The sequence below is a fragment of the Pseudomonas sp. PA-4-8C genome (assembly GCF_021606625.1).
Lineage (GTDB): Bacteria > Pseudomonadota > Gammaproteobacteria > Pseudomonadales > Pseudomonadaceae > Aquipseudomonas > Aquipseudomonas lactis.
This window is the reverse complement of record NZ_WKCD01000013.1, coordinates 1-23,631: the sequence shown is the minus strand read 5'-3', so window position 1 is coordinate 23,631 and position 23,631 is coordinate 1. Positions and strand designations below refer to the sequence as shown.

The window sequence follows — 23,631 nt, the reverse complement described above, 5'->3', positions numbered from 1 at the left end:
ACAAGTTTTGACGCAGCCGAAGCTGACACGTACAGGTCGCAACCGTGTGACTGCTTCCTGAACTGAAGTGTTGATCCTACCGGCGTCTCTACGTGCCCCCCAATGTTGATGTCCAACATTTCGGGGTCAGATCACCGAAGGCCGACCCCAGCTTTCCGCTCCAAGGCCGCCCGAAGATGATCTACCTGGACAATGGCCCGGTGGCCAAGCGCCGCGTCTTCCAGAACGTCATGCAGGCACTGGACATCGAGTGGCAGACGCACATTCCCGCCGGCAGGCAAGGATGGCACACGCACTACGACCCGCTCGAAGGGCAAGGTTGAGCGGCCATTTCGCACAGTGAAGGAAGCCCACGAAACGCTGTATCACTTCCACAAGCCGGAAACTGAAGCGCAAGTCAACGAATGGCTGATGCGTTACCTGGTACGCACCTACAAGGGGAGCCTACAGAATTCGGAAAAAATCGTACGCTAAGGTTTTCCGACTTACCGTAGCGGCCTGAATTTCCCCTCTTCCAGCTTGCGACTCTGCCGCCAGACGTAGTCGCCGGTCAGGTTGATGTGCTCCCAGCCCAACGGCGATAGGTATTGATACAGGTCGGTATTCACCGGTTTTCCGGTGTCAGTCAGCCCTTGGGTTGCGCGTTCCAGGTAGACCGTGTTCCACAGCACAATAGCAGCGGTCACCAGGTTCAGTCCGCTGTCCCGGTAGCGCTGCTGCTCGAAGCTCCGATCCCTGATTTCACCTAGGCGGTTGAAGAACACCGCCCTGGCGGAGGGCATTGCGTGCTTCGCCCTTGTTGAGTCCTGCATGCACACGGCTGCGTAGCTCGACACTTTGCAGCCAGTCCAAGATAAACAGAGTGCGCTCGATCCGGCCCAGCTCCCGCAGGGCCACGGCCAGGCCGTTCTGGCGTGGATAGCTGCCAAGCTTGCGCAGCACCAATGAGGCAGTGACAGTACCCAGCTTGATCGACGTGGCCAGACGCAGAATCTCGTCCCAGTGGGCACGGATGTGCTTGATGTTCAGCGTGCCGCCGATCATTGGGCGCAGCGTCGGGTAAGGCTGCCGCCGGCGATGCGAATGCTCAGTTACGTGTGGATGGGATCATGCCGAGATAAGGAAAAATTAGGACATTAGACCTGTAATGGCATGATTTACTTGGCTTTTTATGGATCGTCATTTCACGCAAACAAAACGCAAGTCGGGGTGAAGATCATGCCCATGACTTCCGGCGCTCATTCATTACCCGGGTGATCGAAGAACATGATCTGTCGATCGCCCAAAAACTGGCCCATCACACCAATATCCAGACCACCGCCAGCTACGACGTGTGCGACGATAACGAAAGGCGCAGGGCCATTGATCGCTTTGACCTCTAGCCGCTGCCGAGGCACGAGGCTGCGATCGGGCGCGAAGCGGTCGTAAAAATCCTGAAGGCAACGCAGGTTTCGGACCTGCTGCGGCCCCTTCAGGACCGTTCGCAGCCTCGTGCCTCGGCAGCGGCTACAGAATTCAATAGTGGCCGTATGATGGGCGCAGATGCTTATGCTAATAGACAGGTACAAGTTGTCATCCCTATGCTGGCGGCGACTTTATAAAAAATAATCAAAAAAGCCATGAACCGCACTGCTTACTTCTGCGGGCTACGCAAGTGGCTCGCCCGGCCGCACCGCAGCCTGGTGGCGCGCTATACCTTGCTGTCCGTATTGGTGATGGGCATTGCCCTCATCACGCTGGCGGTGCTCTATGAGCAATTGGCCAAGGATTTGCTCAATCGCCTGACCGGTGAACGTCTGGACGCCCAGGCGCTGTCCACGGCCAACCGCTTGTCGTCGTTTCTCGATGACCGTTTCTACCAGCTCTCGGCATTGTCCAATCACCCGAACATGCCGGGGTTTATCGCCGATCAGTCTGGCCCTGGCAGTGACGTGGACTCATTGCTCAAGCTCGAAGCGGACTTACCGTTCCTCTATGGCGTGCTGTTTTTCGATGAGCACGACCTCTTGATCAATGTGCTGCCGGGGCAAGCCGCCTCCGGCGAGCCCTATTGGACCAACACTCATTGGTCCATCGCCGGTCTGCCGATCCAGTGGGTGGGTGACATCGAGGTGATTGGGCCGTTGCTCGCCGAACCCGGGCGCTCCGGTGGCTTTTTGATCCGCAAGACGATCCGCAATGGCCGCACCGATCACCGCGTGCGCATCGCCTTGCACCTGCGCCTTGCTTCGCTGACCGAGCTGCTGGTCAGTGCCGGGATGAGCGGGGTGGTTGCACCGTTGCTGCGGGTGCCGAGCGGTGCCTTTATCGACCCCACCGGGCGCGCGGTCGAGGCGCCTAAGCAGTGGCGTGATGGCCCGCAGATCATCCCCGGCTGGCAACTGGTGTTCAGTGTGCAGCCGGGGGCTATCCTCAAGCCGTTGAACGATGCGCGTTGGTGGTTGTACTGGGTGGCCGCCGGTTTTATCGCGTTTATCCTCGTTGTGTTTTTTACCCTGTCCCGGCAGCTGCGTTCGCGGGTCAGCACCTTGTTGCAGGGCGCTCATCAGTTGTCCATGGGCGACCTGAGTTATCGCCTGGCCGAACAGCCCCGTGACGACGAAATCAGCCATGTGGCGCGGGCATTCAACGTGATGGCCGCGCGCCTGGCCGACGTGCTGGAAAACACCGTGCGCACGGAAAACCTGGCGGTATTGGGGACTTTTGCCACCGGCGTGGCCCATGAGGTGCGCAATCCCCTGGCGACCATGAAAACCACGGTGCAAGCCTTGCTGCGTCGTGAGGAGGAGCCCGAACGACGCCACTTGCTGACCGACCTGGGCAAGGAGATCGACCGCCTGTCCCACGTCACCAGCGATCTGCTGGAATACGGCAGGCCGCACCCGGCTCAACCCAAGGTGGTGGCCGTGGCGCCGTTGTTCGAACAGATCGCCCGGCTGGTGGCGCCGAATGACCTGCAATTGCTGTGCAAGACAGAACCCGGCTTGCAGTTGTACGTCGACCCGGATCAGATCCGCCAGATACTGCTCAACCTGTGTTTGAATGCCTTCCAGGCCTGCGACAACCAAAGCCCCGTGCACCTGTGTGCCCAGGCGTGGGATGGGCAGGTGCGGGTCATGGTCATTGACCAGGGTTGCGGTATCTCCGAGGCGGACTTGCAACGCATCCGCCAACCGTTTTTTACCTCCAAGGCGCGGGGCACCGGGCTGGGGCTGAGCATCAGTCAGCAACTGCTGGAAGCCAACGGTGCGCGCATGGACATTATCAGCACGCTTGGCGTAGGGACTCAGGTGATCCTGGACTTTCCCCACGCCCCCAGGGAATGAGGCGAAGTAAACCACCGATGTCTGACATTCACGTTTTGATCGTTGATGACGAAGAGGCGCTGGTGCGCTCCCTCAGCTATGCCCTGCGCGGCGAAGGCATGCGCATCAGCACGGCCGGCAGCGGCGAGGCTGCACTGGAATTGCTGGCGGGGAACACCACCGACATCGACATCGTGCTGCTTGACCTCGGGCTGCCGGGCATCGATGGCATGGCCACTTTGGACGGTTTACGCCAGCGTCACGTACAACTGCCGGTGATCATGATTTCCGCTCACGGCGACACCCGCGCCGCCGTACAGGCGGTGAAAAGCGGCGCCACCGACTACCTGACCAAACCTTTCGAACTGGATGACCTGCTGGCGACCATCGCCAGCACCCTGTCGCTGGCCAACCACGAAGAGCCCACAGTGGTGGTCAGCGGTGAACTGGCCGCCGGGCTGCTTGGGCACAGCCCGGCGATGGGCGCCTTGCACGCAGCGGTGGGGCGCATTGCCCGTAGTTCCGCGACGCGGATTTTGCTGCTGGGCGAATCCGGCACCGGCAAAACCTTGGTCGCCCAGGCCCTGCACAACCATAGCGGGCGGGGCGGGCATTCGTTTATCGAGGTCAACTGCGCGGCGTTGCCGGAGCAGTTGATTGAGGCCGAGTTGTTTGGCTCGGAAAAGGGCGCGTATACCGGTGCCCACCAGAAGCGTGCCGGGCTGGTCAGTCAGGCGAATGGCGGCACCCTGTTCCTCGATGAGATCGGCGAACTGCCGTTGGCGCTGCAAGCCAAACTCCTGCATTTTCTGGAGAACGGCAGTTACCGTGCCGTGGGTGCCAGTGCCGCGAGCAGCGCTGATGTGCGAGTAGTCGCGGCGACCAATCGGGATCTGGCCGATGACGTGCAATCGGGGCGGTTTCGCGAAGACCTGTTCTATCGCCTGAACGTTATCACCCTGGATATTCCGGCACTGCGCGAACGCGGTGAAGACGTGCTGTTGCTGGCCCAGCATTTTGCCCGGCGCCAGGCCGTGGAGGAGGGGGTAGAACCGATCCGCTTCCTGCCGGACAGCGCCCAGGCATTGGCCCGTCACCGCTGGCCCGGGAACGTACGCGAGCTGAAGAACCTGGTAGAACGCCTGACTATTCTTTCGCCGGGGCAGGCGATCACCGTGGCGATGCTGCCAGCGCCGCTGCAAGGCCCGCAGGTCGAGCCGCTGGTGCTGGGCGAGCAACTGGAGCGCGCCGAGCGTGATCTGGTCACCGATGCTCTGAGCCGCGCATCGGGCCATAAAGGTCTGGCAGCGGGCCTGTTGGGTATTTCCCGGCACGCGCTCAAGCGTCGCCTGCAACGCCTGGGGCTGGATCGCTCCACTGAGCGGTAACCGCTCAATACCGCGCGCAGGTTGAGCGCTAAGCGCTCAACGCCACGTGGGCACCGCTCAAAGCAGCATACCCATGTGAGAGCGAGCCTGCTCGCGATAGTGTTGTTCCCGCCAACATCCCCGATGAATGTGACTTCGTCATCGTAGGAACGCCGCCCGGAGCCAGCTCGCTCACACGAAAATCCGTCTGTGCCAGCGTCCTGGCACACCCTTTGCTCTATCCCTCTGGCTAACTAACAAGAGGCGTTGCCAACGCCCTAAAGGATTTCTATGTCACTGCCACGACCATGGTTTCATTGCGCGCTCACATTGGGCGGTCTGCTGCTGAGCGTTGTTGCCTCAGCCCAGGTCGGCCGCGTGGAGTTGGGCGCGGCCGCCTCCCAGGCGGACCTGACCATGGGTTGCCTGTACCCGATGACCGAGCGCGCAGTGATCTACGGCCAGGACAGCATCGCCGGGATTCAGCTCGCCCTCGGCGAGTTGCAGGCCCAGCGCGAGGCCGGCCAGCAAGTGCCGCGCCTGCGGGTGATTATCGACGACGACCAGTCCAAGGCTTCCTACGGCGTAGGCCTTGCTAAAAACTTTATCCACCAGGACGGTGTGCAAGTGCTGTGCGGCATGGTCTCGTCCGGCGTGGGCCTGGCGGTCAGCCAGTTGGCCAAGCGCGAGAAGGTGTTGATGATCGGCACCGACCATGCGTCCTCGCGCATGCCCCTGGAAAACGGCCACCCGTACTACTTCCGGGTCACCAATGACACCTGGACCTCGATGGCCGCCGGTGCCCGCTACCTGCAAGCCCTGCAACAACAAACCGGCTGGAAACGCTTGGCGTTCATCGGCCCGGATTACGAATACGGCCATGTGTCCCGTGATGACTTGCACGAAGCCTTTGCCCAACTGGGGGTTAAGTTTGAGGACGTCACCGAGCTCTGGCCACGCCTGTATGAGCCTGACTATTCGGCCTATATCGCCGCCCTGGAACAAGCCAAGCCCGACATCATTGTCTCGGCCCTGTGGGGCGGTGACTTCCACGCCTTCGTCAAGCAGGCGGCCGGCACCCAATTGTTCGCCACGTCGCGCCTAGCCAACTTCGACACCGGTGGCAACTACGATTTCCTGGTGTCCCTGGGCGACAAAGCACCGCCCGGGCTGATCCTCTCGGCGCGGCACCACAACAACTGGCCGGACACGCCGCGCAATCGCTCCTTTGTCGAGCGCTTCCAGGCCTTGAACGGTCGCTACCCGACCTACGCCGCCCAAGGCGCCTATACCGGGGTCATGGTGCTGGCCAAAGCCTACGAAAAAGCCGCGGGCAGCACTGACACCCAGGCGTTGATCCGTGCCCTGGAGGGTTTGGAGATCGCCCTGCCGGAAGACCCGCCCGGGTTTGTCTCGCGGATCGACCCACAAACCCACCAGATCCAGCAGACCCAGGCCATCGGCACACCGGTACTCAACAACGACTACCCGCCCGCCAAGGCCATGCTGGGCAATTGGGCGGTGTATTCCGCCCAGGAACTGCAGCAAAGCAGCGCCACCATCAAACGTCGCATGGCCGCTGAAAGCCCTGGCTCGAAAAACAGCCGTCCCGAGAGTCCTTAGTCAACTCATTAATCGACAGTGGAAGCACAGATGAACAACTATAAGAAAAGCGCACTGAAACACCCTTTGACCTTAGCCATTACCGCTGGCTTGGCACTGTCCATGGGCTCCTCGGCCATGGCTGCCGAGAACGGCAAGTTCCGCATCGGCGTGGTGACTTTTCTATCGGGTCCAGCAGCCGGGCCGTTCGGCGAGCCCTCCGCGAACGCCGCCAAAGTGCTGGTGGAAGGGCTAAACAAAGGCAAGCTCCCGGTGCCTTACAACACCATCGGTATCAACGGTGCCGAAATCGAGGTGGTGATCATCGACGAGGCGGGCGGCGCGGCCAAACAGGTCGAAGAGTTCCGTAACCTGGTGCAGCGCCAGAAGGTTGATGCGGTGGTTGGCTACATTTCTTCCGGTGACTGCTTGGCCATTGCGCCTGTGGCCGAAGAACTGGGTGCCATGACCGTGTTCTACGATTGCGGCACTTCCCAGTTGTTCAACGAAGACAAGACCCCGCAATTCGTGTTCCGCACCAGCCTCGATGCGGCCGTGGACAATATCGGCGCCGCCCGTTACCTGACCAAGACCCGCCCGGACGCGCAGAAAGTTGCCGGCATCCAGCAGAACTACGCCTGGGGCCAGGACAGCTGGAACGACTTCACCCACTCCATGGAGCAGTTGATGCCCAAGGCCAAGGTGGTCGAGTCGCAGATGCCGAAGGTCTTCCAGGGCCAATACGGCGCGGAGATTTCCGCACTGTCGGTCAAGCGTCCGGACATCATCCACTCCAGCTTCTGGGGCGGCGACATGGAAGCCCTGGTGTTGCAAGCCAACGCCCGTGGCCTGCTGGAAGACGCCACCGCCGTGCTGACCTGCGGCGAGTCTGCCCTGGACCGCTACAAGGACCAGGCGCCGAACGGCATGATTATCGGCGGTCGGGGCCCGTTCGGTGCGTTCGCGCCGGATAACGAACTCAATCGCTGGTTCAAGGACAAGTACCAAACCGCGTACAACACCGCGCCGACTTACCCCGCGAGCAAAATGGCCCAGGCCATTCTCGGACTCAAGCACGCGGCGGAAAACGCCAAGGTTGAATCGGGCAAGATCCCGGCGCCGCTGGAAATCGCCAAGGCCTTCAAGGGCGCGACCTTTGAATCGGTGTCCGGCACCGTACAAATGGCCCGCGCCGGCGGCCATCAGGCCATGCAGGGCATTTCCTATGGCGAGTACCAGTACGACAAGGCCAGTAAGAAAGGCAGCGTGCAAAACGTCATCGCTTTCTCTGGTGAGTGCGTGACCCCACCGGACGGCACCACCGCTCTGGAGTGGATCAAGGCTGGCTTCCCCGGTGCCCAGTGCAACTGATCAACCTCGCTTGATTGATCCGAAGTGGCGGCCCTGTGGCGCCGCCACCTTTTTGCCAAGGTAGGACCTCTATGATGAGTCTTTTCGCGGTGCTGATTGACGGCACCATCTATGCCTCGTGGCTGTTTCTGGTCGCGGCCGGGCTGACGGTGATCTACGGGGTCATGCGGATCCTGAACATGGCCCACGGTAGCTTCTATGCCATTGGCGCCTACACCGCCGCCTCGCTGGTGGGCTGGTATTTCAATAACGGCATCGGCCCAGTCTGGGCCGGTTACCTGCTGATGCTTGGCTGTGCCCTGGTGGCTGGGCTGATCGTCGGCCTGATTATCGAGCGCGGCCTGCTCAAGTTCATGTACGGCCGCGACGAAGTGCTGATGGTGATCATCACCTACGCGCTGCTGCTGGTGTTGGAAGACACCATGAAAATGATCTGGGGCGTGAACCCCTATTTCGCCTATCAACCCTATGCCGAAATGGGCCGCAGCGCCCTGGCCGGATTGAAGGTGTCCAATTACGACCTGATGCTGGTGGGTGTGTCGCTGGTGCTCGGGCTGGGCTTGTACCTGTGGCTGGAACGCACCAACCAGGGCAAGGTCCTGCGGGCTGTGATCCACGACCGCGAAGTGGCCATGGCCATGGGCGTGAACGTCAAGCGCATGTTCACCCTGGTCTTTGTGCTGGGCACCATGCTCGGCACCTTGGCTGGTGCCTTGACTGCTCCGGCGATTTCAGTGGTGCCGGGCATGGGCGTGGAAATCATCGTCCTGGCCTTCGCCGTGGTGGTCATCGGTGGCATGGGCAGTATCGAAGGCGCGGCAGTAGGCGCCTTGCTGGTGGGACTGAGCCGTGCGGCGGCGGTGCACTACGCGCCGGAATTCGAACTCTTTGTGATTTACGGCGTCATGGCGCTGGTTCTGGCGGTACGTCCGCAAGGCCTGTTCGGCCGCGTGCTTGCGAGGAAAATCTGATGCGCCTGGATAAAACCGAACTGATTCTACTGGCGGTTGCAGCGTTACTGGCCGCCGGTGGCTGGATTGCCCCGCAATGGCTGGTGTTCCTGCTGACCATGGCGCTGGCCAAGGCCATGGTGGTGCAAGGCGTGGTGATGCAGATGCGCGCCGGCCTGGTGACCTTTGGTCAGGGCCTGTTCTTCTGTGTCGGTGGCTACGCCGTGGGCATGAGCGGGCACTTCCTCAACATCAGCGACCTGGCCCTGCTGTTGGTGATCGGCGTTGGCGCGGCGGTGCTGCTGGCGATGATTCTGGGTCTGCTGATGACCCGCTATCGGGAGATTTTCTTTGCCATGCTATCGCTGGCGTTCTCGATGATCCTCTACGGCGTGCTGGTGAAAAGCTCGGCCCTGGGCAGTACCGACGGCTTCAACGTCAAGGCCTGGACACTGTTTGGCTGGTCGCCGGCTTCCGGGCAGGGGCCGCTGGCGCTGTTCATGATCATCATTGCCTGCTCGGCGGTACTGGCGGTGTTGCTGCATCGCTACAGCCGCAGCAGCGCCGGGATGATGTGCGAAGCCATCCGTGAAAACGAAGTGCGGGTCGAGTACCTCGGCCAGTCCCCGCGCTGGGTGCTGTACATGAACTACGTCGCAGCCGCGGCGGTATCGGCATTGGGTGGTGGTTTCATGGCGCTGTCCGCCGGGCATATCGACCCGGAAATGGCCTACTGGATCACCTCCGGCGAGTTCGTGTTCATCGCCTTGCTCGGCGGCACCGCCCACGTGGCCGCCCCCTTTATCGCCGCCATAGTGTTTGCCGTGGTGCGCACTTACGCCATCGAACTGGTGCCCCATAGCTGGCAGATGATCCTGGGCTTCACCTTGTTGGCGATCATCGTGTTCCTGCCCAAGGGCTTGTGGAGCCTATTTACCGGTAACGCCAGGAGGGCCAAAGCATGACCTGCATTCTCGAAACCCAGGGCCTGTGCAAAGAGTTCGGCGCCGTCACTGCGGCCAAGGACGTCAATGTGCGGATCAACAAAGGGGAAGTGGTCGGTGTAATCGGCTCCAACGGCGCCGGCAAGACCACCTTCATCAATATGGTCACGGGTTACTTGAAGCCGAGCCGGGGCGAGATCCTCTTCAATAACCAGTCGATCATTGGCCGCACGCCACGGGCGATTACCCGCTCGGGCATGGCCCGTTCGTTCCAGGTCGCCCAACTGTTCCCGCAATTGAGCGTGCTGGACAACCTGCTGATCGCGGTGGCGGCGGCAGAAAGTCCGTTTCCAGCGCTGCTGGCGCCCGTGCGCAGCGCCGCACGGATCGCCCGCGCCGACGCCATTCTCGCAGAGTTCGGCATACCGCAATGGCGCGACACCCTGGTCACGGCGGTGCCGCAAGGGGTGCGCAAACTCATCGACATCGCCATGGCGTTGATCGGTGACCCACAGATGTTGCTGCTCGACGAGCCCACCAGCGGTGTCAGCGCCGAAGAGAAAACCGCGCTGATGGACACCGTGATGCGGGTAGTCGCCGAACATCAAGTGACCGTGCTGTTCGTCGAACATGACATGGACGTGGTACGCCGCTATGTGTCGCGCATCCTTGCGTTCTACAGCGGTGAAGTCCTGGCCGACGGCGCCCCGCAAGAGGTGTTGGCCAATGCTCGGGTGCAGGAGTTCGTCACCGGCGGCGCCAAAGCCCACGACAAGGCCCACGACAAGGCGCAAAGGAGGGCCGTGAAATGAGCCTGGAAATTCGCAATCTCAACGTGTCGATTGAAGGCATACCGATCCTCAATGACGTGTCGCTGTACGTAGGCCCCGGGCAAATGGTCGGCTTGATCGGCCACAATGGCGCCGGCAAGACCACCTTGATCCGCGCCATCATGGGGTTGTTGCCCACTGACACCGGCGAAATGTTTTTCGATGGGCAGGACCTCTGCGCGCAACCGGCCTTTACTCGTGCGGCGACGGGTATCAGCTACTTGCCGGAAGACCGGCGCCTGATCCCGGCGCTGACCGTGGAAGAGAACATCATGCTGCCGGTGTGGGCCAATAAACTGGCCGACAGCAAGCAGCGCCTGGAATGGGTCTACGGTCTGATTCCGGAAATCGCCCAGTTCCGTGACCGCAAGGCCATGCAGTTGTCCGGTGGCCAGCAGAAGCTGGTGGCTTTGGCCCGCGCGCTGATGCCGGGCAACCAGTTGCTGATTCTGGACGAACCTTTCGAGGGTGTGGCGCCGGTGTTGTCCCGGCGTTTGAGCGAGGTGATCGCAAAACTGGGCCAGGAAGGCCTGTGCGTGCTGATCTCCGAATCCGATGACACACACTCTGCCGACCTGGTCGATGCGTTGTTCCGCATCGAGCGCGGCAGCGTGACAGCAGGGTAGGGCAGATAAATGTCGACGTTTAACTTTGAAACCACGCCTCGGGTGATTTGCGAGATCGATGGCGCATTACGCCTGGGCACCTTGTGCCGCGAGCTGAAGGCCGAGCGGGTATTGCTGGTCAGCGATCCGGGGCTGTTGCGCGCCGGTTTGCTGGATGCACCCTTGCGGGCCCTACGCGAAGCCGGGGTCGAAGCGACGCTGTACAGCGATGTGCAGGCCGATCCGCCGTCGGAATCGGTGCAGGACGCGGTGGATGCCGCGCGTAACTGCCGTGCCCAAGCAGTGATCGGCCTGGGTGGCGGCAGCTCCCTGGACACCGCGAAGTTGGTGGCCTTGCTCTGTGGCCGCGAACAGGCGCTGGAGTCGATCTACGGTATCAACCTGGCCCAAGGCCCGCGCTTGCCATTGATCCAGGTGCCGACCACGGCGGGTACGGGCTCGGAAGTGACGGCGGTGGCGATTGTCACCACCCCCAGTCATGAGAAGAAGGGCGTGGTCAGCCCATTGTTGTATCCGGATATCGCGCTGCTGGATGCCCGCCTGACCGTTGGCTTGCCTGCTGCCGTCAGCGCCATGACCGGTGTCGATGCCATGGTCCATGCCATCGAGGCGTACACCAGCGTGCACAAGAAGAATGTGCTGTCCGATGGCCTGGCAGTGCAGGCGTTGCGCCTGCTGGCGGGCAATCTGGATCGGGTCCTGGCCGAGCCGGGTGATTTGCAGGCCCGTTCCGACATGCTCCTGGGCTCGATGCTCGCGGGCATGGCCTTTGCCAACTCGCCGGTGGCGGCGGTGCATGCGCTGGCGTATCCGTTGGGCGGCCACTTCCATGTACCCCACGGTTTGAGCAACGCCCTGGTGCTGGTGCCGGTGCTGAACTTCAATCGTCCCGCAGCCTCGGCGTTGTACGCGCAACTGGCGGCGGCGGTGCTGCCGGGGCAGCGCTTTGCCAGCGAGGCACTGGCCTGCGATGCCTTCATTGAGTTCATGACCCGGTTGGTGGAACGCATGCCATTTGCCCAGCGGCTGCGGGACGTGGGCGTGACTGCCGACGACCTGGATCGCCTGACTGATGACGCGATGAAGGTCGAGCGCCTGCTCATCAATAACCCGCGTCCGGTAACCCGCGACGATGCCCGCGCCATTTATGCCTCGGTGCTGTAAACAGAGAGGATTGACCGATGAATTATGAATTCAGAAGCGTGCCGCGCATTGTCTGCGAAGCGGGCGCGTTGCACAGCGTGGGCACGGAACTCAAGGGCCTCGGTGCACAACGGGTGATGCTGGTGTGCGATCCGGGCATCGTCAGCCTCGGCTTTGCAGGCAAGGCCCAGGCGGCGCTGGAAGCGGCTGGCTGCGCGGTCACTGTGTTCGACCAAGTGGTTCCCGATCCGTCGTCCGCCGTGGTCAAGGAGGCCGCCGAGCAGGCACGTCAATTCAAGGCCGATGGCGTGCTGGGCCTCGGTGGCGGCAGTTCCCTGGACGCCGCCAAACTGGTGGCTTTACTGATTAACAGCGAACAGCCCCTGGAAGATCTGTATGGCACCGACAAAGCCCAGGGGCAGCGGGTGCCGCTGGTGTTGGTGCCGACCACGGCAGGCACCGGCTCGGAAGTGACCTGGGTCTCCGTCATCACTGACGAGCAACAGCGCAAGCAAGCGGTGTATTCGCCGCAACTGATGCCGGACGTGGCGGTGCTCGACCCGCTGCTGACACTCGGTCTGCCGGCCAAGGTCACCGCTGCCACCGGCCTGGACGCCATGGTTCATGCCATCGAGGCCTACACCAGTCGCACCCGCAAGAACCCTATTGCCGATGGCCTGGCCACCGCAGCCCTGGGGTTGCTGGGCGCCAACCTGCGCAAAGTGCTGGCCAACGGTCAGGACGTAGCGGCGCGTACGGCGATGCTGCAAGGCTCGCTGATGGCGGGCATGGCTTTCGTCAACGCCTCGGTGGCGGCGATCCATGGGTTGGCCTATCCGCTGGGGGCGCGTTTTCACATTCCCCACGGCCACGCCAATGCCCTGGTGATGGCGCCGGTGCTGCGCTTCAACCTGAGCGCGGCGCAAAGCCAATACGCGGAGCTGGCGGCGTACCTGTTGCCTGATCGCCATTTCGAGCACGAGGCCGATGCCGCGCAAGCGTTTGTCCAGGCCATTGAAACGCTGGTGGCCGCCAGCGGCCTGGAAACCCGCCTGTCGAAACTCGAGGTAGACGAACCCGCCCTCGCCGAGATGGCCAACGCGGTGGTGCTGAACCTGCGTCGCCTGATCGACAGCAATCCCAAGGACATGACCGAGCAGGACGTAGAAGCCCTCTACCGCAGCATCTTCTAACCGACTGACGCGCATCGCCTGCTAACAGGCGGTGTACTGAAGGGGTACGCACCCTAATTTGAGGGGCCGTATCAGCTTGCCCTCCCTTTTTTCACCTCGTCTGTCAACGCAGAGGGGAGGGTTTTGTGCGCTTTTTAACCATGAGAATAAAAATAATGAACTGCAGCAGTAAAACTATCCGCATGCTTACACCTGTCGTGAGCACCCATGCTCTCGGACTGGCGCTGGCCGTGTTTGCCTTTCCGGCCCTGGCCGAGGGTTTCTTCGAGGACGCCAAGGCGAGCCTGACGGCGCGCAACTTCTACATCAATCGCAACTTCACCAATCCGGCTTATCCGCAGAGCAAGGCTGAGGAGTGGACCCAGAGCTTTATCCTGGACGCCAAGTCCGGCTTTACCCAGGGGACGGTGGGTTTCGGTGTCGACGTGCTGGGGCTGTATGCGCTCAAGCTCGATGGTGGTCGCGGCACCGACCAACACCCAATTGTTACCGGTGCATGAGGATGGCCGTCCTGCCGATGATTTTGGGCGATTGGGCGTGGCGTTGAAGGCTCGGCTGTCAAAAACTGAACTGAAGGTCGGCGAATGGATGCCGGTACTGCCGATCCTACGTTCCGATGACGGCCGCGCCCTGCCGCAAACCTTCCGGGGAGGCCAGGTTACCTCCCAGGAAATCGACGGCTTGACCCTGTATGGCGGGCAGTTCCGGGGTAACAGCCCGCGCAACGACGCAAGCATGGACGACATGTCGATGACCGGTGTCGGCGGCGTTACCTCCGACCGCTTCAACTTTGCCGGTGGCGAGTACAGCTTCAACGGCAAGCAAACCATGATTGGCCTGTGGAATGCCGAGCTCAAGGACATCTACAACCAGCAATTCATCAACCTGGTGCACAGCCAAGCGGTGGGTAGCTGGGTGCTGGGCGCCAATCTTGGCTACTTCATCGGCAAGGAGAGCGGCAGCAAACGGGCAGGGGAGCTGGACAACAAAACCGCCTCCGCCATGCTCTCGGCCAAGTACGGCAGCAGCACCTTTTACCTGGGGTTGCAGAAAGTCAGCGGCGACAACGCCTGGATGCGCGTCAATGGCACCAGCGGCGGCACCCTGGCCAACGACAGCTACAACTCAAGTTACGACAACGCCAAGGAGCGGTCCTGGCAGTTGCGTCACGACTTCAACTTCGCCGGTGTCGGCATTCCTGGCCTGACCCTGATGAACCGCTACATCAGCGGTGAAGACGTGCACACCGCGACTGTGAGCGACGGCAAGGAGTGGGGCAGGGAAAGTGAGTTGGCCTATGTGATCCAGAGTGGCAGCCTGAAAAACCTGTCGCTGAAATGGCGCAACAGCACATTGCGTCGCGATTACAGCAGCCTGGAGTTCGATGAGAACCGTCTGATTATCAGCTACGCCTTCTCGGCGCTATAAGCGCGGTTAGACGCTCTTTTGTTTGGATCAGCAACAGCGTTGCCTCAACTGACCTGGCCTGCGCTTGCCACCAGATCCTGTTGCGTATTCCACGCGGTGAGCGCGGCGATCCGCAAACCTTTCACCAGCGCTTCCAGTGCCATCGAAGGTTGCCCAGGGTCTACGCGGGCTGGGCAAGTAGGGCACATGAATAAAGCCCTAATGCTGGTTGGCGACAATGGAATGCAGGTCGGCGCGGATCAGTGCAGGTTCATTCGCAATTAATGCTGGTTTGCAGGACCGGACAGTCGCAGTTAATCCTGGTCGAAAAGCGCCTTGATTGCAGGTCGGGGCGTTTTCAAATGCAGGTCGTTATAGATAGCGACATCAAAAAAAGCACCTTAGCAGACTGTGTGAAAACCTAGCAATCTGCGCAGCGCTCAAAGAAAATGCTCCGTATCGAAAGATACGGAGCATTTTTCGTTATGGCCTACATCCAAGGAGAGTCCCGCAGCCAGACCAGTCTATTCCCGGTCTCGCTGGAAGAGTTGATCCCTGAGGATCACCTCGTCCGGGTTATTGACCTGTACGTCGCCAAGCTGGATCTGGTGCAACTGGGTTTTGATAAAGCGCTTCCCAAAAGCACCGGTCGCCCCTCTTATGACCCTGCCGATCAGCTAAAACTCTACCTCTACGGCTATTTTCAGCGGATCCGCTCATCGCGGCGGCTCGAAGCCGAATGCCAGCGCAACATCGAAGTGATGTGGCTGATCAACCGACTCAAACCCGACTTCAAGACCATCGCTGACTTTCGTAAAAACAACAAACTCGCCTTTGTGGCGACGTGTCGCGCCTTCGTTCGGTTTTGCCGCATGGCAGGCCTGATCGCAGGTGACTTGGTGGCCATCGATGGCAGTAAGTTTCAGGCGGTCGCTTCCTCGCGGCGCCACATGAACCTCAAGCAACTCAAGCGTCAGGAAGAGAAACTGGACAAGCGCATAGCCCAGTATCTGGCGGAACTGGATGAGGCCGACAAGGCCGAGGCGGGAGAGGTGATTGATCGCGGCGCGATCAAAACAGCACTGGCGCAGCTTGAAGTTCGGCAGCAGGACAATCAGAGCTGCCAGGCGCTGATGAATTCGATGGGCCTGGAGCAGTTCAACACCCATGAAAGCGATGCCCGCATGATGCGCACGCCCAAGGGGCCGCGTGTGTCCTACAACGTGCAGAGCGCCGTGGATGCCGCACATTGCCTGATTCTGCATCATGAAGTGACCCAGGACGGCGACGACCGAAAACAACTGGAGCCAATGGCAAAGGCCGCCAAAGAATACCTGGAACAAGATGCCTTGAGCGTGACGGCCGATGCCGGCTATTCAAACGGCCAGCAGTTTCAGGCCTACGAGGAGGCTGCAATTACGGTTTATGTGCCACCTAATCGCTCAGTCAACCCAGGCGGCGAGGAACTCTTTGAGCGCAAAGACTTTACCTACGAAGCCGAACACGATCGTTATCAATGCCCGGCGGGCAAGTGGTTGACGCTCAAGCAGCGCAACAAGGGTGATCGGATCTATCAGGCAGATGTCAGCGGCTGCGCTGCCTGCCCGCTCAAATCCCGATGCACTGGCGCTCAACGCCGCTACATCTCACGTCATGCCCATGAGGAAGCATTTGAGCGAATGGAGCAACGAATGCTGGCCCATCCGCAGATGATGGCCAGCCGAAGATCCATCGTTGAACACCCCTTCGGCAACCTGAAGCAATGGGTGTTTGGCAACGCTCGCTTCCTGTTGCGCCAACTGGATGGAGCGAGAGCGGAAATGGCCCTGGCAGTGAACGCCTACAACCTAAAACGCGCAATTAGCGTGCTCGGAGCCCGCCAGTTGATGGCGCTAATGGGCTAAAGGCCTTTTTTCGTCTGTCGTTCGCACAAAAACAAACGCCCCGAACAAGTCGGGGCGTTTGTTGGGCTGGCCTTCAGTGTGTTTTCACACAGTCTGTTAGGGTGCTTTTTTTGTTTTCAACTGCGCTCGTTGCGCAACCTTCTCCAGAGTGTCGTGCGGCTGATGCCTAGACGGCGGGCTGCCTCATCCAGGTTGCCCTGGCAGTCGTCCAGCGTCTGGCGCACATGGTTCAATTGCACCGTCTTGCTTAGCGTACGCAGGTTCTGCGTCGGTGCCGGCGGCATGGCCGATGGGTCTTTTCGCTGCTCGAAGAGCTCGGGAAGCAGGCGCGCCAGGCGTTGTTCGTCGATCTCGCCGTGTTGCGTCAGTTCCTTGGCCGAGAGCACTGCGCGTTCGACGATGTTCTCCAGTTCGCGCACGTTGCCCGGCCAGGCGTAAGCCATCAGGTACGGCAACAACGCCGGGGGCAGCGCACCCGCACCTCGCGGTTGGCCGCTGACCAGCAGGCTCTGGACGATGCCGCGGGCTATCAGCGCGATGTCCTCAGGGCGCTCGCGCAACGGCAGGGTTTGCAGGCGCAGGATGTTCAGCCGGTAATACAAGTCGGTGCGAAAGCGTCCGGCCTCAATCGCTCCACGCAAGTCCTGATGGGTGGCCGCGATGACCCGCACGTCGATGGATATCGGCTCGGTGCCGCCCAGGCGCAACACTTCGCGTTCCTGCAACACGCGAAGCAGACGAGTCTGCAGCGACACTGGCATGTCGCCGATCTCGTCGAGGAACAGCGTCCCGCGATGCGCTACCTCGAACAGACCGGGTTTGCCACCTTTGCGCGAGCCGCTGAACGCACCTTCCTCGTAGCCGAACAGCTCGCTCTCCAGCAGCGACTCCGGAAACGCCGCGCAGTTGATCGCCACGAAAGGCCCATGCGGGCGATGGCTGGTGTTGTGGATGCCCTGGGCCAGCAGCTCCTTGCCAGTGCCGCTCTCGCCGGTGATGAGGATGGTCGAGTTGGTCAGCGCATAGCGTTCGGCCAAGTGCAGCAGTTCACGGTTGGCCAGGCTGTTGCCGCTGATCTGCTCCAGTCGGTATTTGGCGGCGAACGCTCCCGGGCGGCGGGAGGAGCGAATGCGCTGGTCGGCGCGCTGTACTGCTGTGGTGTCCTGACAGACCAACACCATGCCGGTGCGCTGTCCGTTTTCCAGGATCGGCAGCAAGTTGCTGACCACTTGATGTGTGCCGAGGCGCATGACCTGGTTTTCTTCACCGATGCCATCGCGTAGCGCTTGCTCCAGGTCCAGCGCCGGACACAGTTCTTGCAAGGGCCGACCGAGCGCGGCGCTCACTGGCAGGTCCAGCAGCAACGCCAGTGCCGGGTTGAGCGATTGCACGATACCTTGGTTGTCCACCGCAGCCACACCGGCCGGAATGTGCTGCAAAACACCATTCAAATGTTGGCGCTTGGCGATTTCGATGCGTTGGCTGTGCAGGATGCCGAGCGCTTCCTCCAGGGCTTTGCGGACGGTCTCGGCGCTCAGCGATAGTACGCCATGCAGACCGGCCTGCTCCGCGATTTCGAGCACAGTGGACGAACCGATGATGCTGCGGCAACCGAGGCTGGCCATCTTTTCCACCGCCTGCCGCGCCTCCTCAAGGGTGGTGTAGGCCGCTTGATGGATCTGTACGGTGAACAGCGCGGCCATTGCTTGTAGTTCCACGTTGGTGCGGTTGTAGCTCAGGAGTGCCACCTGGGAGGAGTGCGAACGTGCCTGCTCCAGTGCGTGCAGCAGGTCAGCGCCGCTGATACGCATCGACAGTACCGGGCGGGTCAGATGCTTGCGCAGGTAGGCAGCGGTTGCGCCTGCGCACACGAACACGTCGACTTCACCGCGCCGCTCCAGCTCGCAAGCGACCTGAAGCGCTTCGTCCACCGAAGTGTCGAGCACCTTGATGTTGGTCTCATCGGCGTAGTCACCCATCAACCCCTCAACCACTTGCGCCAGTCGGCTCTGCTGATTGGGACGTTGCAGGTGGCTGATCAGCACGACGATTTGCGCACGGGGCAGTGACATGCACAACTCCTCATTTCAAATATGAAATTATTTTTCATAGTTGAACAGATTTGTCTCGATAGTGAAACGGATATTCAGCGTGGTGATGCACCCTGCATTTCAAGTGAGCTGCTGCAGCCCAGGCATGGCGGGGCTTTGCGCTTGATTGACGAAGGCCTGTTAGGATTTGGCCCGGCAGTTGCTATAGCTAACACGCCATAAGCAACTCCCGATAAAAAATCCAAAAGTCAGGGCGAATTGATTGATGAGCAGTCTCAACGCAGCATCTCAAGCAGCTGGCGTGCGCAGCGACGTGGCGAATGACGAAGGCCTGCTGGCTTTCATCCGAGAGCAGGCCGAGGCGCATCGGGTGGTCATCCTGCAGCGCAAGCAGCTTTCAGGCGGTGCGATCCAGGAAAACTGGTTGCTCGAATTGCAGGTCGACGGTGGCCCCTGGGCCGGCGTGCAACGCTGGGTACTGCGCAGCGATGCAGTCTCCGCGCTACCGGCCAGTCTCAGCCGTGCCGAAGAGTTCGCGGTGCTGAGTCGGGTCCATCGGGCCGGCGTGAAAGTGCCTCGGCCGCTGTGGTTGTGTCGCGACACTGCAGTGATTGGACGCGCATTCTTTCTGATGGAAATGGTTTCCGGGATCGCAGCCGGCCATTTGCTCACTGGCCGATGCGCTAGCGGAGGCAATCCGCAACTGGCCGCTGAGCTGGGGGCCAACCTGGCGCGGCTGCATCAACTACGCCCGCCAAGTGCAGAACTGGAATTTCTGCCGGTACCGAGCACGCCGCCGGCACTCGCCGCCATCGCTGCCTACCGCGCGTTCCTCGACCAGCACGCGTTTGCCCATCCAGTGCTGGAGTGGGGCCTGCGCTGGTGCGAACTGAATGCGCCGAGTGACAGTGTGGTGTGCTTGCTGCACCGCGACTACCGCACCGGTAACTACCTGGCGAGCGAAGAAGGCTTGCAGGCGGTACTCGACTGGGAATTCACCGGCTGGGGCGATCCGCGGGAAGACATCGGCTGGTTCAGCGCACGTTGCTGGCGATTCGCCCGACCGGACCTAGAAGCGGGGGGCATCGGCCCGCTGGAGGACTTTCTACGCGGCTACCGCGAGGTGTCCACGCTGCACATCGACCGTGAACAACTGAATTACTGGCAAGTGATGGCGACCTTGCGCTGGGCGGTGATCGCCCTGCAACAAGCGCAACGCCACCTCTGCGGTGAAGAGCCGTCGCTTGAGTTAGCACTGACCGGGCGTTTGCTGCCCGAGTTGGAGCTGGAAATCCTGCGCCTGACCACCGGAGGTGCCCGATGAACCGCCCCGATGCCCGCGAGCTGCTGGAAATCGCTCGCCAGACCCTGCTACAGACGTTGCTCCCCGAACTGCCCGCCGATAAGCGCTACCTGACGTTGATGGTGGCCAACGCGATGGCCATCGCTGTCCGCGAGTATCACGCCGGCAGTCGCGCCGACGCCGAGGAGGGCGAGCACCTGCGTGCACTGCTGAATGATCCGCAGCTGTCGCTTGAGCTTGCGCGTCAGCACCTGGTCGCCGCGATCCGCGAAGGTCGTTTCGACGCTGGAGATGAACAAGCTCAGCTACTGCAGGTGCTGCAACAGACAACCCTCGCGCATTTGGCGATCAGCAATCCCAAGGCGCTGCCTTGAGTGCGCTTGCACTTTCCAAACACCGCACCGAGCCTAGAACACAAGGACAGCCATGAACTTCACTATCCCCGATGAATTGCTCGCCCTGCAGGAAAAGACCCGCCTGTTTATCGCCGAGCAGGTGATCCCGCTGGAAAATGACCCACGGCAGACCGCCCATGGCCCGAGCGAAGCCTTGCGCCAGGAGTTGATCGAGCGCGCCCGTGCGGCCGGACTGTTGACGCCCCATGCCAGCCGCGAGATGGGTGGCCAGGCGCTTAGCCATGCTGCCAAAGCCATCGTCTTCGAAGAAGCCGGTTACTCGCCGTTGGGACCGGTGGCGCTGAATATCCACGCGCCTGACGAGGGCAACATTCACCTGATGGATGTGGTCGCCACCGAGGCGCAAAAGGATCGCTGGCTGCGTCCGCTGGTACAGGGCCGCATACGCTCCTGCTTCGCCATGACAGAACCGGCGCCGGGCTCGGGTTCCGACCCTTCGATGCTGCGGACCACGGCCACCCGCGATGGCGACGACTACCTGATCAACGGCCGCAAATGGTTGATCACTGGGGCCGATGGTGCTGGTTTCGTGATCATCATGGCGCGTATGGAAGACGGCAGCGCGACGATGTTTCTGTCGGACATGAACCGCGACGGCATCATCCACGAGCGGCAGATGAACTCGTTGGACAGCTGCTTCACTGGTGGTCACAGCCAGTTGCGCTTCGACAACCTGCGCGTGCCGGCCAGTGATGTATTGGGTGAGATCGGCGCGGGCTTTCGCTATGCCCAGGTGCGCTTGGCGCCCGCCCGGCTAACCCATTGCATGCGCTGGCTTGGCGCCGCCCGACGCGCCCATGACATCGCCTGCGACTACGCCCGTACCCGTGATTCCTTTGGCAAGCCGCTGGGCGAGCATCAGGGCGTTGGCTTCATGCTGGCGGACAACATGATGGACCTGCACGTCGTGCGCCTGGCGGTCTGGCATTGCGCCTGGGTGCTTGATCAAGGGCAGCGCGCCAATGTCGATTCGAGCATGGCCAAAGTGATCAGCTCCGAAGCGTTGTGGCGGGTGGTTGATCGTTGCGTGCAGGTGCTTGGTGGCCGAGGGGTAACCGATGAGACCGTGGTCGAACGGATCTTCCGCGACATTCGACCGTTTCGCATCTATGACGGCCCGAGCGAAGTGCACCGCATGAGCCTGGCGAAAAAACTTCTCGACCGCCGCGTAGGAGCGCACTGATGCAGCCTTCTATTGCCCATCTTTTCAGCCTCGACGGCCGGCGCGCCCTGGTTACTGGCGCATCCAGCGGGCTCGGTCGGCATTTTGCCCTGACCTTGGCGGCGGCCGGCGCTGAAGTGGCCGTGGCGGCGCGGCGCAGCGAGCCGTTGCGCAGCCTGGTGGAGGAGATCGAAGCGGCTGGCGGCCATGCCAAGGCATTCACCCTCGACGTGACCCACCGCGACGACGTCTGTCGCTGCCTTGATGAAATCGGCCCGCTGGACATTCTGGTCAACAACGCCGGCGTCAGCGACAGCCAAAACCTGCTGGCCTACGACGATGAGGGCTGGGATCGGATTCTCGATACCAACCTCAAAGGTGCCTGGATAGTCGCCCAGGAAACGGCGCGGCAAATGGTGCAAGGCGGGCGGGGCGGCAGCCTGATCAATGTCACGTCCATTCTCGCCAGCCGCGTGGCCGGTGCGGTAAGCCCGTACGTTGCAGCAAAGGCCGGACTGGCTCAGTTGACCCGCGCCATGGCGCTGGAACTGGCGCGCCACGGCATCCGGGTCAATTCCCTGGCTCCCGGCTACGTAATGACCGAGCTGAATGAAGAATTCCTTTGCAGTGAAGCCGGAGAAAAGCTGCGTGCGCGCATTCCGAGCCGTCGTTTCAATCTGCCGGCTGACTTGGATGGAGCCTTGTTGCTACTGGCTTCGGATGCCGGCAAGGCGATGAGCGGGGCAGAAATCGTGGTTGATGGAGGACATCTCTGCAGCAGCTTGTAAGCCGTATGCCGTATGCCGCATGCGTGTCGCTTCGCCAGAAGAACAACAGACCGATAACGGTCAGGAGGATTGTATGTATTCACATCACAGTGCCGTACCCGCCCATCGTTTCGACAGCGCCCGAGTGGCAACGGGGGAGTGGTCATGATGCCTTCGATGTTCGACGCCGAGTTGGCGCCCAACGACGCCAACTATGTGCCGCTGTCGCCGGTCTCGTTCCTCAAGCGCGCCGCGCACATTTATCCAGAGCGGGACGCGGTGATTCACGGCGCGCGTCGCTACACCTACCGGCAGTTGCATCAACGCAGCTGTAGCCTGGCCAGCGCACTGGAGCGGGTAGGGGTTCGCCCCGGTGACCGCGTTGCGGTACTCGCACCGAACGTGCCGGAACTGCTGGAGGCGCACTACGGTGTGCCTGGCGCAGGCGCGGTACTGGTCAGTATCAATACGCGCCTGGAAGCGCAGAGTATCGCCTTCATCCTTCGCCATTCCGCTACCAAGCTGCTGATCTGTGACCGCGAATTCGGGGCCACTGCGCGCGAGGCGCTGGCACTGCTGGAAACGCGACCGCTGGTGGTCGATATCGACGATACACAGTCCAGTGGCGGTGAACTGATCGGCGAACTGGACTACGAGGCGTTCCTCGCCCAGGGAGATTGCAAGCGGCCGCTTTCGCTGCCGGAAAACGAATGGCAGTCAATTGCCCTCAACTACACCTCAGGCACCACCGGTGATCCCAAGGGGGTGCTGCTGCATCACCGTGGGGCTTACCTCAACGCCTGCGCCGGTGCGCTGATCTTCCAGCTCGGGCCGCGCAGCGTGTACCTGTGGACGCTGCCGATGTTCCATTGCAACGGCTGGAGCCATACCTGGGCGGTCACGCTCTCTGGCGGCACCCATGTCTGCCTGCGCAAGGTGCAGACCGCGCCGATCTATGCGGCCATCGCCGAGCATGGTGTCACCCATATGAGTGTGGCGCCGGTGGTGATGTCGATGCTGATCCATGCCGAGGAGCAGTTCGAGCGGCGCACCGGTCAGCCTGTAGCGGTGATCACAGGGGGCGCGGCGCCGCCCAGCGTGGTGATAGCCGCCATGGAAGCGCGAGGCTTCAGCATCACCCACGCCTACGGTATGACCGAAAGCTACGGGCCGAGCACCCTCTGCTTGTGGCAGCCGGGCCTTGACGAAATGCCACTGGAGGCCCGCGCCCAGTTCATGAGCCGCCAAGGTGTAGCCCACCCGATGCTTGAAGACGCCACGGTACTTGAT

The 23,631-nt window shown here is 61.4% G+C and carries 17 protein-coding genes and 4 pseudogenes; 19 read left to right on the top strand and 2 right to left on the bottom strand.

From position 1 onward, the window contains the following. Positions 1 to 155: 155 nt before the first annotated feature. A pseudogene (locus tag GIW04_RS04330) lies at positions 156 to 429 on the top strand (IS481 family transposase); the annotation flags it as partial. Between the two features lie 56 nt (positions 430 to 485). Here the strand turns inward: GIW04_RS04330 and GIW04_RS04325 are convergent. Beyond that, a pseudogene (locus tag GIW04_RS04325) lies at positions 486 to 1,062 on the bottom strand (Tn3 family transposase); the annotation flags it as partial. A 138-nt stretch (positions 1,063 to 1,200) separates the two neighbouring features. On the opposite strand from GIW04_RS04325, the pseudogene GIW04_RS04320 reads away from it, so the two are divergent. The 13 genes and pseudogenes from GIW04_RS04320 to GIW04_RS04260 all read left to right on the top strand — a co-directional run. Beyond that, a pseudogene (locus tag GIW04_RS04320) lies at positions 1,201 to 1,382 on the top strand (integrase); the annotation flags it as partial. Positions 1,383 to 1,619: 237 nt separating this feature from the next. Then, on the top strand, positions 1,620 to 3,326 hold the full coding sequence (locus tag GIW04_RS04315; RefSeq protein ID WP_057005337.1) for a sensor histidine kinase: 1,707 nt from the start codon (positions 1,620 to 1,622) through the stop codon (positions 3,324 to 3,326). 17 nt (positions 3,327 to 3,343) lie between these two features. Then, entirely contained in the window at positions 3,344 to 4,693 is a 1,350-nt protein-coding gene (locus tag GIW04_RS04310; protein ID WP_057005336.1) for a sigma-54-dependent transcriptional regulator, read from the top strand. Between the two features lie 270 nt (positions 4,694 to 4,963). After that, positions 4,964 to 6,295: an ABC transporter substrate-binding protein gene (locus GIW04_RS04305; RefSeq protein ID WP_057005335.1), complete on the top strand. Its 1,332-nt coding sequence runs from the start codon at positions 4,964 to 4,966 to the stop codon at positions 6,293 to 6,295. A gap of 30 nt (positions 6,296 to 6,325) precedes the next feature. Next, on the top strand, positions 6,326 to 7,645 hold the full coding sequence (locus tag GIW04_RS04300; protein ID WP_057005334.1) for an ABC transporter substrate-binding protein: 1,320 nt from the start codon (positions 6,326 to 6,328) through the stop codon (positions 7,643 to 7,645). Between the two features lie 74 nt (positions 7,646 to 7,719). Further along, positions 7,720 to 8,616 (top strand): branched-chain amino acid ABC transporter permease, encoded by an 897-nt coding sequence (locus GIW04_RS04295; protein WP_196765148.1) that lies wholly within the window; start codon positions 7,720 to 7,722, stop codon positions 8,614 to 8,616. Further along, positions 8,616 to 9,560 carry a branched-chain amino acid ABC transporter permease gene (locus GIW04_RS04290; RefSeq protein WP_057005332.1) on the top strand — a complete coding sequence of 315 codons (945 nt, stop codon included), beginning with the start codon at positions 8,616 to 8,618 and terminating at the stop codon, positions 9,558 to 9,560. Before GIW04_RS04295 ends, GIW04_RS04290 begins: the two co-directional genes overlap by 1 nt. Beyond that, a complete protein-coding gene (locus tag GIW04_RS04285) occupies positions 9,557 to 10,351 on the top strand; it encodes an ABC transporter ATP-binding protein (RefSeq protein ID WP_057005331.1) in 795 nt (264 codons plus the stop codon). The genes GIW04_RS04290 and GIW04_RS04285 overlap by 4 nt, the downstream gene beginning before the upstream one ends. Then, on the top strand, positions 10,348 to 10,995 hold the full coding sequence (locus GIW04_RS04280) for an ATP-binding cassette domain-containing protein (RefSeq protein ID WP_057005330.1): 648 nt from the start codon (positions 10,348 to 10,350) through the stop codon (positions 10,993 to 10,995). Before GIW04_RS04285 ends, GIW04_RS04280 begins: the two co-directional genes overlap by 4 nt. A gap of 9 nt (positions 10,996 to 11,004) precedes the next feature. Then, the gene (locus GIW04_RS04275; protein WP_057005329.1) at positions 11,005 to 12,159 is read left to right on the top strand and encodes an iron-containing alcohol dehydrogenase; all 1,155 of its coding nucleotides are present in this window, start codon (positions 11,005 to 11,007) and stop codon (positions 12,157 to 12,159) included. A 17-nt stretch (positions 12,160 to 12,176) separates the two neighbouring features. Beyond that, positions 12,177 to 13,331, top strand: a complete 1,155-nt coding sequence (locus GIW04_RS04270) for an iron-containing alcohol dehydrogenase (RefSeq protein WP_057005328.1) — start codon at positions 12,177 to 12,179, stop codon at positions 13,329 to 13,331. 182 nt (positions 13,332 to 13,513) lie between these two features. Next, positions 13,514 to 14,759 (top strand): annotated as a pseudogene (locus tag GIW04_RS04265) (OprD family porin). 464 nt (positions 14,760 to 15,223) lie between these two features. Further along, entirely contained in the window at positions 15,224 to 16,642 is a 1,419-nt protein-coding gene (locus GIW04_RS04260; RefSeq protein ID WP_057005327.1) for an IS1182 family transposase, read from the top strand. A gap of 116 nt (positions 16,643 to 16,758) precedes the next feature. Here GIW04_RS04260 and prpR read toward each other — a convergent pair whose 3' ends face one another. Continuing rightward, positions 16,759 to 18,714 carry a propionate catabolism operon regulatory protein PrpR gene (gene prpR, locus GIW04_RS04255; protein ID WP_057005326.1) on the bottom strand — a complete coding sequence of 652 codons (1,956 nt, stop codon included), beginning with the start codon at positions 18,712 to 18,714 and terminating at the stop codon, positions 16,759 to 16,761. A gap of 244 nt (positions 18,715 to 18,958) precedes the next feature. On the opposite strand from prpR, the gene GIW04_RS04250 reads away from it, so the two are divergent. The 5 genes from GIW04_RS04250 to GIW04_RS04230 all read left to right on the top strand — a co-directional run. Next, positions 18,959 to 20,017, top strand: coding sequence for a phosphotransferase family protein (locus tag GIW04_RS04250; RefSeq protein WP_057005325.1), 1,059 nt, complete (start codon positions 18,959 to 18,961; stop codon positions 20,015 to 20,017). Beyond that, positions 20,014 to 20,370: a DUF6285 domain-containing protein gene (locus tag GIW04_RS04245; protein WP_057005324.1), complete on the top strand. Its 357-nt coding sequence runs from the start codon at positions 20,014 to 20,016 to the stop codon at positions 20,368 to 20,370. The genes GIW04_RS04250 and GIW04_RS04245 overlap by 4 nt, the downstream gene beginning before the upstream one ends. A 52-nt stretch (positions 20,371 to 20,422) precedes the next feature. Beyond that, positions 20,423 to 21,595, top strand: coding sequence for an acyl-CoA dehydrogenase family protein (locus GIW04_RS04240; protein WP_057005323.1), 1,173 nt, complete (start codon positions 20,423 to 20,425; stop codon positions 21,593 to 21,595). Further along, positions 21,595 to 22,362, top strand: a complete 768-nt coding sequence (locus GIW04_RS04235; RefSeq protein ID WP_057005322.1) for an SDR family NAD(P)-dependent oxidoreductase — start codon at positions 21,595 to 21,597, stop codon at positions 22,360 to 22,362. Before GIW04_RS04240 ends, GIW04_RS04235 begins: the two co-directional genes overlap by 1 nt. Positions 22,363 to 22,506: 144 nt before the next feature. Continuing rightward, positions 22,507 to 23,631 (top strand): AMP-binding protein (locus tag GIW04_RS04230; RefSeq protein WP_236478934.1); only part of this gene is annotated, 1,125 nt, incomplete at its 3' end.

Bases quoted from the DNA above. Each gene is read 5' to 3' on its own strand.
- GIW04_RS04315 (WP_057005337.1), top strand. From the start codon at position 1,620: ATGAACCGCACTGCTTACTTCTGCGGGCTACGCAAGTGGCTCGCCCGG.
- GIW04_RS04310 (WP_057005336.1), top strand. From the start codon at position 3,344: ATGTCTGACATTCACGTTTTGATCGTTGATGACGAAGAGGCGCTGGTG.
- GIW04_RS04305 (WP_057005335.1), top strand. From the start codon at position 4,964: ATGTCACTGCCACGACCATGGTTTCATTGCGCGCTCACATTGGGCGGT.
- GIW04_RS04300 (WP_057005334.1), top strand. From the start codon at position 6,326: ATGAACAACTATAAGAAAAGCGCACTGAAACACCCTTTGACCTTAGCC.
- GIW04_RS04295 (WP_196765148.1), top strand. From the start codon at position 7,720: ATGAGTCTTTTCGCGGTGCTGATTGACGGCACCATCTATGCCTCGTGG.
- GIW04_RS04290 (WP_057005332.1), top strand. From the start codon at position 8,616: ATGCGCCTGGATAAAACCGAACTGATTCTACTGGCGGTTGCAGCGTTA.
- GIW04_RS04285 (WP_057005331.1), top strand. From the start codon at position 9,557: ATGACCTGCATTCTCGAAACCCAGGGCCTGTGCAAAGAGTTCGGCGCC.
- GIW04_RS04280 (WP_057005330.1), top strand. From the start codon at position 10,348: ATGAGCCTGGAAATTCGCAATCTCAACGTGTCGATTGAAGGCATACCG.
- GIW04_RS04275 (WP_057005329.1), top strand. From the start codon at position 11,005: ATGTCGACGTTTAACTTTGAAACCACGCCTCGGGTGATTTGCGAGATC.
- GIW04_RS04270 (WP_057005328.1), top strand. From the start codon at position 12,177: ATGAATTATGAATTCAGAAGCGTGCCGCGCATTGTCTGCGAAGCGGGC.
- GIW04_RS04260 (WP_057005327.1), top strand. From the start codon at position 15,224: ATGGCCTACATCCAAGGAGAGTCCCGCAGCCAGACCAGTCTATTCCCG.
- prpR (WP_057005326.1), bottom strand. From the start codon at position 18,714: ATGTCACTGCCCCGTGCGCAAATCGTCGTGCTGATCAGCCACCTGCAA.
- GIW04_RS04250 (WP_057005325.1), top strand. From the start codon at position 18,959: ATGAGCAGTCTCAACGCAGCATCTCAAGCAGCTGGCGTGCGCAGCGAC.
- GIW04_RS04245 (WP_057005324.1), top strand. From the start codon at position 20,014: ATGAACCGCCCCGATGCCCGCGAGCTGCTGGAAATCGCTCGCCAGACC.
- GIW04_RS04240 (WP_057005323.1), top strand. From the start codon at position 20,423: ATGAACTTCACTATCCCCGATGAATTGCTCGCCCTGCAGGAAAAGACC.
- GIW04_RS04235 (WP_057005322.1), top strand. From the start codon at position 21,595: ATGCAGCCTTCTATTGCCCATCTTTTCAGCCTCGACGGCCGGCGCGCC.